Origin of the sequence: Bacillus infantis (assembly GCF_050107595.1) — a bacterium.
Classification (GTDB): Bacteria; Bacillota; Bacilli; order Bacillales; family Cytobacillaceae; genus Bacillus_AB; species Bacillus_AB infantis_C.
This window is the reverse complement of the sequence record NZ_JBNILH010000010.1, coordinates 95,974-109,189: the sequence shown is the minus strand read 5'-3', so window position 1 is coordinate 109,189 and position 13,216 is coordinate 95,974. Positions and strand designations below refer to the sequence as shown.

Genomic DNA, 13,216 nt, shown 5'->3' with positions numbered 1-13,216 from the left:
CCATGCTACAGCTCTTTGACTGGAAGGCATACCTCGCACTGATGATTCAATAGCATCGCACCGGTATACCTTTCAAAAGCCGGCCTGTTATCGAGCTGGAATCCGAGGTTATGAAGGGATGGAAGGATTTCTGCCCAGAGTTTCTGAATCTCTTCTTCTGTATGCTGCACCTGGAATACAGCGTATTCTCCGCCAGGGAACTCACCTTCTTCCATTGATGCGTCCATTTCAAATTCCTCTGGTATGACAATGCAGGCGTCATACCGGCAGCTTTCAGATGGTGTTGTCTGCGGATGATCATGGGAAATTCCGAGTATGATGGCGGCTTCGTCCAGCAGGCTTCTTTCTTTTGCCCACCGTTTCAATTCCTCCATCACATGCTGGTTGGCAGGTCCATAAGGTCCGGTCTGACGTACATAGGCGATTCGGTATTCAGGCACCATTTCAGTTTTGAAATCCATCTTACATTCTCCTCTCTTTCCTGTACTGTCTTTGATGCTAGCATGATATAAAAAAATATTCACAGCTATTTTTAAAAAATAGGCTATTGATAGTGGGATGGAGCCCCGGGCGGAAGGACTATTTTTGCTGGAAAGTCCGTATATATTATGGACTAATGAATACGAGGTGGAGATATGAAGGCAATTATATATAAAAAGTACGGCCCTCCAGAAGTCCTTCAGCTGAAAGAAATGGAAAAGCCAGTCCCAAAAGATCATGAGATCCTGGTCAAGATCATGGCCACAACGGTCACGGCAGCAGATATCCGGGCGCGGAGCTTTACCGCTCTGTGGTGCTGCCCGCGCGCCTTGCCCTTGGACTCCGGCAGCCGAAGAAAGCGATATTGGGTTCGGAGCTTGCCGGGGAAGTGGAGGCAGTCGGGAGGAATGTACAGAAATTCAAGGCAGGCGATTTGGTTTTTGCGGCTTCACTGGAGGGTTTCGGCGCTTATGCTGAATATATTTGCCTCGGGGAGAACGGACCTGTGTCGATCAAACCTGCCAACCTCACGTTTGAAGAAGCCGCCGCCATTCCGATTGGCGCACGGACAGCTTTATATTTTCTGCAGAGAGCCAATGTCCTAAAGGGCCAGAAGGTATTGGTGTACGGAGCCTCCGGCAGTGTCGGCAGCTATGCGGTACAGATTGCCAGACACTTGGGGGCAGAGGTTGATGGTGTCTGCAGCGGTCCGAATCTTGAATGGGTAAAATCTCTTGGGGCCGGCAGGGTCCTGGATTATCGTTCAGGGAACCTCCCAGTGGAGGACGGTGCCTATGATCTCATATTCGAAGCAGTAACAAAAGTTCTTTTAAAGATTGCATGAAGTGGCTGAAAAAGGGCGGCACCTATATAAATGTCACAGAGCCGCTCCCCAGCGCGCAAATGCTGTGGGCTAAATGGAAGGGCGGCAAGAAAATACTGCTGAGCCGCAATGCGCCGGAAACGCCTGAAGCCTTAGACTATTTGGGAGAAATGGCAGAGGCGGGAAAGCTTAAGGTGAAAATTGACCGAAGCTATAGGTTAGGTGAAATAGTTGATGCCCATCGGTATGTTGATGGCGGGCATAAGAAGGGGAATGTGGCGGTGGTAGTGAGCCGGGATCTAATAAAACCCAGGGCCTGATGCTTCTTCCTTTGATTAAAGCAGAACAGGAGTAGATTGATTGTGGAAAAGTGGAAAACGTTAAAGTCGGAATATCTGCATCATAGCCCATTCGGCAATATCAGAAAAGACCGCTGCGAGCTGCCGAATGGGCTGGTCATAGATGATTATGTTGTTAATGAATATTCAGATTGGGTCAACGCGGTTGTCATCACCAAGGAAAAGCAAATTGTGCTGGTGGAACAATACCGCTATGCCGGCGGGGAGTTTTTTCTGGAGGTGCCTGCTGGTAAAAGAGAAGCTGGAGAAACGCATGAAGAAGGCCTGATCCGGGAGGTCAGGGAAGAGACAGGCTATTTGTCGATGCAAAAGCCCATTTTCCTTGGCGAATTCATGGTCAATCCGGCCACACAGAATAATAAGGTGATCTCTTATTTGATAGTGGATGCGTTTAAGCAATTAGAGCAAAAGCTTGATGATACAGAGGAAATTAAGGTGCATTTGGCGGATTTTGAGGACTTTGGGGAAATGCTGATGAGGCAGGAGCTTCGTGTGCAGCTGTTTACGGCGCATGCTTATTTGCTGGCGAAGAATTATCTTGCCAAAAGTATAGAATTTAATGAACATAAGTTTTAGAGAATGCAGCATTAGACTCTCCCATACTCAGCATGCAGTTTTCTTTTACACTCATCCCAAGCAGGGACATTTTCTGATTCCCAATGGATATATTCCAGCTCATCTGCTAATTTTCTGGATGCTTTCATAGCTTCTAAATGATGGCCGGCATTGCGGTAGTTCCTCATCATCTCTTTATTTTCCCAAACCGTCAGGGTCCAGAAGGTAGTCCAGCCTTCTTTGTTAAAAGAAGAAAATTTTAACCCTGGAGCTTTTTTTAATTGCAGTGTTGATCTGAGTGTATGCAGAGAAAAACCTGGCAATTTTCTTTTGCCTCTTAGATGGAGTCTTGTCACTGAAATAAACATAGCATTCACTCCTGACAGCCTATAAGATAACAGCTCTAGACAGAAAACCCTCCCCAAAACAGGAGAGGGATTTTTTACGCAGAACTCAACCATAATTATAAAATTTTTCCAATTATAAGTCTATATTTTATTTCTTTCTTCTTTAAAATGAGGCATATAGGATCCTATAAAAAAGAAAAGTGGGTGACGTTATGCTGTTTGATCAATCTCCTTATCAGTGCCGGGTGGAATGGGGAAGGCGGGGAGCACGGGAAGCGGCCGCCCGGGGCGATATCATCATGATTGTGGATGTGCTGTCTTTTTCATCGGCTGTTGTTTCGGCGGCGGCTGCTGGTGCAGAGATCTTTCCGTTCCCTCCCGATCAGGATGGGCGGAAATATGCGGAGAGCGTGGGTGCTGAATATATCTTCGGAAGGGCTGAGGCGGCGAAGCTTGGAAAGCCGACATTGTCTCCTGTTTCTTTCAGTGAAGAGCATGCCGGGAAAAAATATGTGCTGATTTCTCAGAATGGCGCCTATTGCACCTGGATCGGTACTAAGGCGCCGGCCGTCCTTGCAGGGTCACTGCTTAATGCATCAGCCGCTGCTGCTGCGGCTAATATACTGCAAAAACAGCTTGGCGCCGGAATCACGATCATCCCGTGTGGAGAAAAATGGGCTGATGCCGGGGAGCATGAAGATTCTCTCAGGCCAGCAGTAGAGGATTATTTGGGAGCTGGTGCGATCCTCTCTTATTTGGACGGAGAAAAGTCCCCAGAGGCAGCGGTATGCGAAGGAGCTTTTCAGGCGGCTCAGCCTAAGCTGGCAGAATACTTATGGGAATGCGGCAGCGGCAGGGAGCTGCGTGCGCGCGGGTTTGAACAGGATGTGGTCCATTGCAGCAGGCTGAATAGGATGCCTACGGTCCCGATTTTGAAAGAAAATCGCTTTCTGCCTTCAAGGTAAGCTATGTGATTCATAGCCCAGGGCCTTTATCAAGAAATGATACCTGACCAAGACATTTGCTTCGGGTAAAATAGACACAAAGAACGGCAGCAGCGGCTGCCAAAAAGAAGAGGGCTGGAAATCATGCTACCGGAAGTGATTGTTTTTGCTGTGCTCTCCATTATTCTCTTTTCACTGAGAAAATACATTAAATTTGAAAAAACGGTTAAATGGGGCTTTACATTCGAAAAGTCGGGCCGTGCTGTGAGTATAGCGTATAGAACGTTTACCGGCTCCGAGTTTTATATATTCACATTCAAAAAGGGAGCAGAGCTCACACTATCCTATGAGGCGACAGTTGAAGAGGGAGAACTGACGATTGAATGGAATGATGGAAGAAACATCATCTGGAGCCAAACACTTAAAGAAAGCGGACAGGGAACTTTCACAGCAGTTGCAGCCAGCCGGATTCACGGCATTAATTTAGTTGGTAAAGCCACTAAAGGCAACTGCAGGGTGGAGTTCAGCGAAAAGAAGAATTGATTCTAATAGGAAGGAACAAAAAAGCTCAGAACACAGCGCTCTGAGCTTTTTCACTCTCTCTCATCTGTATAAATCCTAAAAACCCCAATGACAAATACAACTGGAAGAATCACCAGACCCAAACGGAAAGGGCCGATGTCCAGGGTCATGAGCAATATAAAAACAGGCAGTCCAATCATGATAAACAGTGACATGAATTTAGCATAGCGGATGGCCGCCCGCGAAACTTCCGGTTCCTCGGTATACATCCATCTCTGACCCCTAAGCATACTCTCCTCGGGGTTAAAATAAGTCCACAGCAGCAAAGCATATACAGGAATCATCAATACAATAAACAGATAGGCTTCAACCATAAGAGGCCTCCCAAGTATGTCTTACTATTCATACGGTTGGCCTCCTGGAAAAGTTTCACAAACCCGTCTAAATCCGCGAAGTGTTCTTCTGAAAATCAACATCCTTATAATAACTGTTTTTCACCAAAACATTCGGACCGAGGCATTTGACGGCCGGGCAGTGGCAGTTGAGTTCGCCTGCGAGCTTTGTTTCCTGCCAGCTGCTGAAGATGTCAGGCAGGGCATCCGTCTGGATATTGCCAAGCGCAGGGGTGTCGCCGAAGTCGGTTACGATGACATCGCCTGTGAAAATATTGACGTTGAGGCGGGAGCGGCCATCCGGGTCATTGCGGACGGTGACATTTTTGCTGCTATACAAACGCTTCAGGAGCTCCAGGTCCTCGTCGCTCGTGCTGCACGGATAAAACGGCAGGGTGCCGAACAGCATCCAGGTGTTTTCGTCCCTCACATCAAGGAGGTGGTGGATCGCAGCTCTGATTTCATCAAGGTTTAAAGTTTCCAATGATGAAGCGAAGTCTGATGGGTACATAGGGTGAATCTCATGGCGCTGGCATTTCATTTCCTCTGTGATCTGTTTATGTATGCTTTCGAGATAAGGCAGGGTCCGTTTGTTGAGCATTGTTTCCGCAGACACCATCACACCTGCATCTACCAGGGCGCGGCTGTTTTCGATCATGCGGTGGAACAGCCGCACACGCTGCTCTCTAGTCGGCTTCCGCTCCATCATGGCGAATCCGCCTTCGATGAAGTCCTCTTCTGTTCCCCAGTTATGGGAAATATGCAGCACATCGAGGTAAGGGGCGATTTTTTCATATCTGTCCATATCAAGTGTCAGATTGCTGTTCATCTGGGTGCGGACGCCGCGCTCGGATGCATATTGGAGAAGAGGCAGCACATAATTCTCTACCGATTTTTTTGAAAGCATCGGTTCTCCGCCTGTGATGCTGATGGAGCGGAGGGCAGGGATTTCCTCAAGCCGCTTGAGAAGCAGTGGGAGCGGCAGGGCATTCGGGTCCTTGGGCTGAAGTGTGTAGCCGACGGCGCAATGCTCGCATCTCATATTGCAGAGAACTGTGGTCGTAAATTCAATATTGGTTAAGGTCAGCTTGTTATATTGTTCCATATCCATATAAGCTTCCCATGGATCGTGGCTCGGTGTAATGCTTGTTTTTTCAATAATCATGCGGTTTCTCCTTCTAAAAATGTCCTTAATCATTACTATGCCTTGAAGCCTGTGTCAATGATTTTTTACGTCCCTCTGAAAAATCATAGTTTATGAATCTCTCAAAATGGGAAATAACTTAGTAATGATAGCATAAATCAAGAGGAGGAATGCAAGATGGCACAGCAATATGATAAAACCAATAAGAATTCGGAAACCACTGGAACCACAGCGGGTGTATCTGTACCGGGAACTGGGTCAAGCGCAGGCACAATGACAAGCACAGGCACAACTTCGACTTACAACACAGGCTCTACAACGATGACTTCTGATTCTTCAGGCATCAGCCCTGATTCTCCAGCCATGAAATCCGAATATTCAAGTTCAAGCAGCCATTATGGTTCAACGAATGACAACAGCAAGCTCCTGAAAGGGATCGTGCTTGGAGGAATTGTCGGCGGCGCCCTTGCCCTGCTTGATACTACGACTCGCAACAAGGTGATGGGCACTGCGACTGACCTGAAGGATTCTTCCATGAAAATGTTCAATGAAGTCAAGGAAAATCCAGGCGAAGCCAAGGATAATATGATCAGCCAATTCAAGTCTGCATCATCGACTTTAAAAGAAGCGATCAGCGATGCCCAAAAACTGTATGAGCGCGTTAATAATGACGTATTCGGAAAAGTGAATGAGTTTAAGGGCATGTCAGGTGATGCGAAGTCTAACTTCCAAGACGCGAAAAGCGGTCTCATGGACGCAAAGGACGATCTGATGGACATCGGCAGCAAGGTAAAAGATGCCGGCTCTGAACTGGTTGAAAGCCCAGTGGGCGGTTCAGGCTCATCTGACAGCTCAAGCTCGTCAAACAGCTCTGACAGCTCATCTTCAAACAGCAGCACTAACAGCAGCAAGTCAAACAATTCAAGCACTGGCTCAAATGGAACTACTGCATTCTCAAGTGATTCCAGCAAGAGCACAGCAACTGCGACTCCATCTACTCAAAAGAACAGCAAAAACCTTTAATATAACCAACAAAGGGCGGCATCCATTCCGGGTGCTGCCTTTTTGTGCGTTTAGACAATATCTGGGCAGGCTGGAAATGCTTTTGCCCCCCCCGCCATCGTTTCAGCTTAGAAAAGAAGGGGTATTGATTGGTACTACCCAACAAGCAGATAACCATTGAACTGGAGGAATAGGTATGATGTTTCGCAAAGGAAAGAACATGACAGCGGAGGATGAAAAAACTTCACACGAAAGGGAGAGTGCAGAAGGAACGAAAGCGATGGTGGCGGCGCCGCATCATGTCGCAGCCGATATCGGCGAGAAGATTTTAAAACAAGGCGGAAACGCTGTCGACGCAGTTGTGGCCATTCAATTTGCCCTGAATGTGGTGGAGCCGATGATGACAGGCATCGGCGGCAGCGGCTTTATGATGGTCTATGACAATGAGAAGAAGGATGTAAAGATCTATGACGGCCATACAAGGGCGCCGAAAGCCGCACATCCGGAAATGTTCCTGGATGAAAACGGCGAGGTCATCCCGTTCCGTGAACGAAGCACACATGCGACAGCAGTCGGTGTCCCCGGCATCCTGAAGGCGATGGACGAGGCCCTCAAAGCACATGGAACGATGAAGCTGGCCGACCTCATCCAGCCGGCGATCGAAATTGCGGAAGAAGGGATCGAGGTCAACTGGGTGCTCGCCGAAGCGCTCGAGAATTTCCATTACCGCCTCGGGCCGCATGCGAAGGATTTCTTTATGCCTGAAGGAAAAGCCCTGAAGGAAGGCGACATTCTTGTGAAAAAGAAGCTGGCCAATACATTTAGGACCTTGCAGGAAAAAGGTGTTGAGGCTTTTTATGAGGGAGAAATTGCTGAAGCTATCATCAAAGCGCTGGATGATCTCGACGGGTTCATGACCCTGGATGATTTGAAAAATTACCGCGTAATAATCGATGAGCCGATCTGGGGCGAATACCGCGGCTATAAGATTGCTTCTTCAGCACCCCCAAGTGCCGGCGGACTGACAGTGATCCAGATCCTGAAGCTTCTTGAAAAATTCGACCTCAGCCAATACGATCCGAAATCATGGGAAAAATATTACTTGTTCACAGAAGCAATGCGGATTGCGTTTACCGATAAAATTGCCTACAACACCGATCCGGAGTTCGAGGATATGCCAATCAAGGGCCTTCTGCATGATGACTATATCAAAGAGCGCCAGAAGCTGATCAATTTCGAAAGAAGAAATGACGCCGTCGACTTCGGCAATCCGTGGAAATATGACGAAGGCAAGCCGAACAAAGTTGTCCGCCAGCCGGATGATCTCGAAAAAAGCGAGACGACCCACTTTACCGTCCGCGATCAGTGGGGCAATATTGCCGCAGTCACTTCGACGGTTGAGCATCCATTCGGTTCAGGGATCTTCGTGCCGGACCATGGGTTTATGCTGAACAATGAGCTGACAGACTTTGATGCCAATCCTGGCGGCATCAATGAAGTCGAGCCTGAAAAGCGTCCGGTCAGCTGCAAAAGCCCAACCATCCTTTTCAAGGACGGTGAACCGGTCCTTACACTCGGATCACCGGGAGGTCCGACGATTATCGCATCTGTCTTCCAGACGATCGTCAATGTCATCGACTTTGGTATGGATCTGAAGGATGCCGTTGAAGAGCCGCGCATTTTCGCAGCCACCGGCCCGCTCGTTGAATGGGAGCCGGGGATGAGTATGGAAGCGAAGGGTGAAATGGAATCCCGGGGCTATGAATTTGGCGACGAGCCAAGCCGGATCGGGAATGTCCAGGCCATCAAGATTGATAAAAAAGCAGGCAAGCTTTACGGTGCGGCTGATTCAAGCCGAGAAGGAAAAGCAGTCGGGCTGGAGTAATAGAGAAACAGGCTGCCTTTCCGGGCAGCCTGTTCTCTGTTATTTTTTATCGATGTTCTGCAAGGTGGAGGATCCTTCTTTATCCGACTTCTTTATGACCGAAATCGATCCGTCGGTCTCAAGGACAACAGCCTCTGCTTTTTCAAGCGAGGAAAGGCCCTGGCTCCTTGCCGCCTGGAGGATCTCCACTTCAAGCACACGCTCTTTCTTCATTTCATCGTGAAGATAGCTGCCTTTATAGTATAAAAGTGTCGGATTCGATTTGATCAGCTTGCTTACGGTCTTGCTATGGACAGAGGTCCAGGCCACCAGATATTGAAGCCCGATGAGGACGCAAAAGGCGACGAACCCTTCTGCCAGTGCCACTTTTTTATTCAAGAGGATTGTGGCGAGCGTCGAACCGAGTGCGACCGTCACAATCAGGTCGAAGGCATTCATCTTGGACAGAGTCCGCTTTCCTGAAATACGGAGCACCAGAATGAGCAGAAGATAGCTGCATATCCCGACGATCACCGTTCTGTATATATTATCCCAGCTGTTAAAAAACATCATATACCTCCCAGCAGTCTTTACTTAGCCTTTTTCCTATGTGCAGACCGCTGAAACATCCAGGACGTTTGGGTTATACTAAAATTCGTCAGCATTTGCGAAAAATCGATATTTCCGGTAAAGTAAAAAGAGCATTTCGGGTGCCTGCGACAGGCACCGGTATGAAAGGAGAGATTGCTTTGGGCAGTCCAATACAAGATAAAAACCAGCAGGTTACATTCCTGAAGCACCGCTTGAATATGTTCATGGATGTCCTGGATGCGATAGATCCGGAAGAAGCAGAGCTTGAAGACATTGACCGTCTGATCGAAATGATCGACGAACTGGAATCTAAATGCCGCGAATTCAATAACCGTGAAGAGTAGGAGGGAGCCCTGGTTTGAGGGCTCTTTTTGTTTTGTAGGGCTGGGCTTTGTGAAAAGGTGAGCAGTTTGCGCGAAAAGCTGCAAATAGATGCTGGAAGGCCGCGTAATCTTCGTAGTCGCAAATAAAAACCGAAACCCGCAAATAAAAATGAAAAGTCGCAAATATCCGCCGAAAGTCGCAAATAAAACGAAAATCCCGCAAATATCCACGAAAACTCGCAAATATCCACGAAAACCCGCAAATATCCCAGACCGCCGCACCCCGCCGTACCCCGCCGCTCAGCAAACACACCCATGTAACCGATTTCACCTTACCCTTTAAATCACCAAAGGATAGGAGTATAATAAAATCGTGAAAATTCGTACAGAAACAGAAGATTTTTGAGGGGAACGAAAGGGAAGGGGATCTTGCTGTGAATTTCGAGACATTACAGGAAAGCATGTACCAGTTGATTGTGGAGACTTCTACGAACCTGCCGAAGGATGTGCGCCGCGCGATCAAGAGTGCGAAGGAGCGCGAGAGTGCCGGCACGCGTTCGGCGATGAGCCTTGGGACGATTACGAATAATATTAAGATGGCGGACGATAATGTATCGCCGATCTGCCAGGATACAGGATTGCCGACTTTTAAAATCAAGACGCCGGTCGGTGTGAACCAGCTCGAAATCAAGGAAGCGATCAAGAACGCGATCGCCCTTGCGACGAAAAACGGGAAGCTGCGCCCGAACTCTGTGGATTCGCTGACAGGGGACAACAGCGGCGACAATCTTGGCGCCGGCACGCCGGTCATCAAGTTTGAGCAATGGGAAAAAGATTATATCGACGCGCGCCTGATTCTAAAGGGCGGCGGCTGTGAAAATAAAAATATCCAGTACAGCCTTCCATGCGAGCTGGACGGACTGGGCCGTGCGGGCCGCGATTTGGACGGGATCCGCAAGTGCATCCTGCATTCTGTGTACCAGGCACAGGGACAGGGCTGCAGCGCCGGCTTCATCGGCGTCGGCATCGGCGGCGACCGCTCTTCGGGCTATGACCTGGCCAAAGAGCAGCTGTTCCGTTCAGTGGATGATGTGAACCCGCATCCAGACCTGCAGAAGGTTGAGGAATATGTCCTCGAAAATGCCAACAAGCTTGGCATCGGCACCATGGGCTTCGGCGGCGAAACGACGCTGCTCGGCTGCAAGATCGGTGTCATGAACCGCATCCCGGCCAGCTTCTTCGTATCAGTCGCGTACAACTGCTGGGCATTCCGCCGCCTCGGCATCAGCATTTCTCCTGCAACAGGCGAAATCAATGAATGGATGTACCAGGAAGGCGAGAAGATCGACTTCGCGCCAACAGAAGCCGAGCTTGAAACAGCGGCTACTGTGGAAGAAACAGCTCAGAATGTGGTCACGCTGGAGGCGCCGATCACGGAAGAGCAGATCCGCGCTCTCAATGTCGGCGACGTCGTGCAGATCAATGGCATGATGTACACAGGCCGTGACGCGATCCATCACCATCTGATGGACCATGATGCACCGATCGACCTCAATGGCCAGGTCATCTATCACTGCGGTCCGGTTATGATGAAGGATGAGGCTGGCGAATGGCATGTCAAAGCGGCAGGCCCGACGACAAGCATCCGTGAGGAGCCTTACCAGGGCGATATTATGAAAAAATTCGGCATCCGCGCCGTGATCGGTAAAGGCGGAATGGGGCCGAAAACACTGGCAGCCCTCCAGGAGCATGGCGGCGTCTACCTCAACGCCATCGGCGGCGCAGCCCAGTATTATGCTGACTGCATTAAAAAAGTCGAAGGCGTCGACCTGATGGAATTCGGCATTCCGGAAGCGATGTGGCATCTGAAGGTTGAAGGCTTCACAGCTGTTGTAACGATGGATTCACACGGCAACAGCCTCCACCAGGATGTGGATCAGTCTTCACTTGAAAAACTGTCCCAATTCAAAGAACGGGTTTACTAATAAGAAAAGAAAGCGGGGAGCGGGGTGCTTCCCGCTTTTTCTAATGTTTGACAGAATGCTCCCGCCCATTTTCACAAACACTAAACCTAAAAGGTTTGAAGGAGGAAATGGGATGAGATACTGGAAGCAGCTGATGCTGGCCCTTGTGCTTTTTTTCGCGGGGAGTGCTTCTGCCCATGCAGGGACCGCCAATTCGCCGATCCACTGGGGCTTCAAGAAGGCAAGCAACGAGGTGCCGGCCGAGGCAGGCAAGCCGCTCGATGATCTGCTGGAGCGGTACGGGTCTTATTATAAAGGCGATACAAGCAAGAAGGATATTTACCTGACATTCGATAACGGCTATGAAAATGGCTATACGGAGAAGGTTCTCGATGTATTGAAAAAGGAACAGGTGCCGGCCGCCTTTTTCGTGACAGGCCATTATTTGAACAGCGCCCCGGACCTTGTCAAGCGGATGGCGAAGGAAGGCCATATTGTCGGCAACCACTCCTGGCACCACCCGGATATGACTAAGATCAGCGATGAGAAGCTGGCGAAGGAGCTGGAGATGGTCCGTGCGAAGACGGAGGAGCTGACAGGCGTCAAGCAGATGGCGTACCTGAGGCCGCCGCGCGGGGTTTTCAGCGAGCGCACACTCGACCTTGCGAAAAAGCAGGGCTATACCCATGTATTCTGGTCGCTTGCCTTCGTCGACTGGCACAGGGACGCTCAGAAGGGCTGGGAATATTCCTATAACAACATCATGAAGCAGATCCACCCCGGCTGCATCCTCCTGCTGCATACCGTCTCAAAGGACAATGCCGATGCACTGGAAAAAGCGATCCAGGATCTGAAGAAAAGGGGCTACACGTTTAAAAACCTTGATCAATTGGAGATGAATAAAGCGTTCGAACATGATATGCTGTACTAGACACCTGCCCAAATCGCCAAGGATTTGGGCTTGTTTCTTAGGAACAGCATCGTTCCCGGTGTTATAATAAGGTAAAAAACACAAGGGATGGATGAGAGTTGGCTATTTTTCAAATGAAAGGACCTTATAACTTTGATCTTGTATTGGACAGGCTTTCGCTTGATCCGCTACATGCTGTCGACAAGGAAAAGCGGAGTGTGAAGGTTCCTTTGATGATTGAAAATGAACCGATCGCGGCCGAGGTGACAGCGGCGGGGACAACTGAGCATCCCGAATTCATCATAAACGGCATAGATGGAAAGCATAAAGAAAAGGCGGAGAAGCGACTGGCGCAGATCTTTCAATGGCATATCCCGCTTGAGGATATCCATACCCATTTCCAGGGCACAGAGCTGAAGGCGATTTTTGACGAGCATTACGGCACCCCGGTCGTGCTCGATTTCGATCCGTACGGCTGCCTGCTGAAATGCATCATCCACCAGCAGCTCAATCTGTCATTTGCCTTCACACTGACGAAGCGGTTTGTCGAGACATTCGGCTTCCAAAAAGACGGCGTCTGGTTTTACCCTCGTCCCGAAACAGTGGCCGCCCTGACGGTGGAACAACTCCGCGAGCTCCAGTTCAGCGGCAGGAAGGCCGAGTACGCCATCGGTCTCTCAAAAGAAATCACCGAGGGAAGACTGAATCTGGAGGAGCTGGCCGGAGAGAGTGATGAGATGATCATGAAAAAGCTCATCAAAATCCGCGGCATCGGCCCATGGACGGTCCAGAACTTCCTGATGTTCGGACTCGGCCGCCAGAACCTTTTCCCGAAGGCAGATATCGGGCTGCAAAATGCCCTGAAGAAATTATATAACCTTGAAGCAAAACCGACCCACGAGCAGATGGACGAATATATGCTAAGCTGGGATCCTTATCTAACCTATGCTTCCCTGTATCTGTGGAGAAGCATTGAATAAATGGAGTGAAGCAGCA

General features: G+C 49.3%; 14 protein-coding genes and 1 pseudogene. 10 read left to right on the top strand and 5 right to left on the bottom strand.

Features of this window, described 5'->3' with window-relative positions; genetic code table 11:
* Positions 1-5 precede the first annotated feature (5 nt).
* Positions 6-461, bottom strand: coding sequence for an AraC family transcriptional regulator (locus ACQCVH_RS19660; RefSeq protein ID WP_426837294.1), 456 nt, complete (start codon positions 459-461; stop codon positions 6-8).
* A gap of 174 nt (positions 462-635) precedes the next feature.
* On the opposite strand from ACQCVH_RS19660, the pseudogene ACQCVH_RS19655 reads away from it, so the two are divergent.
* A pseudogene (locus tag ACQCVH_RS19655) lies at positions 636-1,623 on the top strand (NAD(P)-dependent alcohol dehydrogenase).
* A 42-nt stretch (positions 1,624-1,665) separates the two neighbouring features.
* Positions 1,666-2,238, top strand: a complete 573-nt coding sequence (locus ACQCVH_RS19650; RefSeq protein ID WP_426837293.1) for an NUDIX hydrolase — start codon at positions 1,666-1,668, stop codon at positions 2,236-2,238.
* 11 nt (positions 2,239-2,249) lie between these two features.
* Here the strand turns inward: ACQCVH_RS19650 and ACQCVH_RS19645 are convergent, their stop codons facing one another.
* Entirely contained in the window at positions 2,250-2,585 is a 336-nt protein-coding gene (locus tag ACQCVH_RS19645) for a hypothetical protein (RefSeq protein ID WP_426837292.1), read from the bottom strand.
* A gap of 191 nt (positions 2,586-2,776) precedes the next feature.
* Here ACQCVH_RS19645 and ACQCVH_RS19640 point away from each other — a divergent pair, with 191 nt between their 5' ends.
* Both ACQCVH_RS19640 and ACQCVH_RS19635 read left to right on the top strand, forming a co-directional pair.
* The gene (locus ACQCVH_RS19640; protein WP_426837291.1) at positions 2,777-3,529 is read left to right on the top strand and encodes a 2-phosphosulfolactate phosphatase; all 753 of its coding nucleotides are present in this window, start codon (positions 2,777-2,779) and stop codon (positions 3,527-3,529) included.
* A 123-nt stretch (positions 3,530-3,652) separates the two neighbouring features.
* The gene (locus ACQCVH_RS19635) at positions 3,653-4,051 is read left to right on the top strand and encodes a hypothetical protein (RefSeq protein WP_426837290.1); all 399 of its coding nucleotides are present in this window, start codon (positions 3,653-3,655) and stop codon (positions 4,049-4,051) included.
* A 50-nt stretch (positions 4,052-4,101) separates the two neighbouring features.
* Here the strand turns inward: ACQCVH_RS19635 and ACQCVH_RS19630 are convergent, their stop codons facing one another.
* Positions 4,102-4,404: a hypothetical protein gene (locus ACQCVH_RS19630; RefSeq protein ID WP_426837289.1), complete on the bottom strand. Its 303-nt coding sequence runs from the start codon at positions 4,402-4,404 to the stop codon at positions 4,102-4,104.
* A gap of 67 nt (positions 4,405-4,471) precedes the next feature.
* Complete coding sequence (yfkAB, locus tag ACQCVH_RS19625) at positions 4,472-5,587, bottom strand: radical SAM/CxCxxxxC motif protein YfkAB (protein ID WP_426837288.1); 1,116 nt, start codon at positions 5,585-5,587, stop codon at positions 4,472-4,474.
* A gap of 156 nt (positions 5,588-5,743) precedes the next feature.
* Here yfkAB and ACQCVH_RS19620 point away from each other — a divergent pair, with 156 nt between their 5' ends.
* Together ACQCVH_RS19620 and ggt are read left to right on the top strand one after the other, a co-directional pair.
* A complete protein-coding gene (locus ACQCVH_RS19620; RefSeq protein ID WP_426837287.1) occupies positions 5,744-6,589 on the top strand; it encodes a hypothetical protein in 846 nt (281 codons plus the stop codon).
* A 175-nt stretch (positions 6,590-6,764) separates the two neighbouring features.
* Positions 6,765-8,453, top strand: a complete 1,689-nt coding sequence (ggt, locus tag ACQCVH_RS19615; RefSeq protein WP_426837286.1) for a gamma-glutamyltransferase — start codon at positions 6,765-6,767, stop codon at positions 8,451-8,453.
* Between the two features lie 39 nt (positions 8,454-8,492).
* Here the strand turns inward: ggt and ACQCVH_RS19610 are convergent, their stop codons facing one another.
* Entirely contained in the window at positions 8,493-9,002 is a 510-nt protein-coding gene (locus tag ACQCVH_RS19610) for a DUF421 domain-containing protein (RefSeq protein WP_426837376.1), read from the bottom strand.
* Between the two features lie 179 nt (positions 9,003-9,181).
* Here ACQCVH_RS19610 and ACQCVH_RS19605 point away from each other — a divergent pair, with 179 nt between their 5' ends.
* The 4 genes from ACQCVH_RS19605 (at position 9,182) to ACQCVH_RS19590 (ending at position 13,200) form a co-directional block, all read left to right on the top strand.
* Positions 9,182-9,367 (top strand): SE1561 family protein, encoded by a 186-nt coding sequence (locus tag ACQCVH_RS19605; RefSeq protein WP_224902908.1) that lies wholly within the window; start codon positions 9,182-9,184, stop codon positions 9,365-9,367.
* 440 nt (positions 9,368-9,807) lie between these two features.
* Positions 9,808-11,331, top strand: coding sequence for a fumarate hydratase (locus ACQCVH_RS19600; RefSeq protein ID WP_426837375.1), 1,524 nt, complete (start codon positions 9,808-9,810; stop codon positions 11,329-11,331).
* A gap of 112 nt (positions 11,332-11,443) precedes the next feature.
* Positions 11,444-12,241 (top strand): delta-lactam-biosynthetic de-N-acetylase, encoded by a 798-nt coding sequence (gene pdaA / locus ACQCVH_RS19595; RefSeq protein ID WP_426837285.1) that lies wholly within the window; start codon positions 11,444-11,446, stop codon positions 12,239-12,241.
* A gap of 113 nt (positions 12,242-12,354) precedes the next feature.
* Positions 12,355-13,200, top strand: coding sequence for a DNA-3-methyladenine glycosylase family protein (locus ACQCVH_RS19590; RefSeq protein ID WP_426837374.1), 846 nt, complete (start codon positions 12,355-12,357; stop codon positions 13,198-13,200).
* Positions 13,201-13,216: the final 16 nt, after the last annotated feature.

Coding starts and splice junctions, on each gene's coding strand:
- ACQCVH_RS19590 (WP_426837374.1), top strand. CDS start 12,355: ATGAAAGGACCTTATAACTTTGATCTTGTATTGGACAGGCTTTCGCTT.
- pdaA (WP_426837285.1), top strand. CDS start 11,444: ATGAGATACTGGAAGCAGCTGATGCTGGCCCTTGTGCTTTTTTTCGCG.
- ACQCVH_RS19630 (WP_426837289.1), bottom strand. CDS start 4,404: ATGGTTGAAGCCTATCTGTTTATTGTATTGATGATTCCTGTATATGCT.
- yfkAB (WP_426837288.1), bottom strand. CDS start 5,587: ATGATTATTGAAAAAACAAGCATTACACCGAGCCACGATCCATGGGAA.
- ACQCVH_RS19645 (WP_426837292.1), bottom strand. CDS start 2,585: ATGTTTATTTCAGTGACAAGACTCCATCTAAGAGGCAAAAGAAAATTG.
- ACQCVH_RS19635 (WP_426837290.1), top strand. CDS start 3,653: ATGCTACCGGAAGTGATTGTTTTTGCTGTGCTCTCCATTATTCTCTTT.
- ACQCVH_RS19600 (WP_426837375.1), top strand. CDS start 9,808: ATGTACCAGTTGATTGTGGAGACTTCTACGAACCTGCCGAAGGATGTG.
- ACQCVH_RS19620 (WP_426837287.1), top strand. CDS start 5,744: ATGGCACAGCAATATGATAAAACCAATAAGAATTCGGAAACCACTGGA.
- ggt (WP_426837286.1), top strand. CDS start 6,765: ATGATGTTTCGCAAAGGAAAGAACATGACAGCGGAGGATGAAAAAACT.
- ACQCVH_RS19640 (WP_426837291.1), top strand. CDS start 2,777: ATGCTGTTTGATCAATCTCCTTATCAGTGCCGGGTGGAATGGGGAAGG.
- ACQCVH_RS19610 (WP_426837376.1), bottom strand. CDS start 9,002: ATGTTTTTTAACAGCTGGGATAATATATACAGAACGGTGATCGTCGGG.
- ACQCVH_RS19660 (WP_426837294.1), bottom strand. CDS start 461: ATGGATTTCAAAACTGAAATGGTGCCTGAATACCGAATCGCCTATGTA.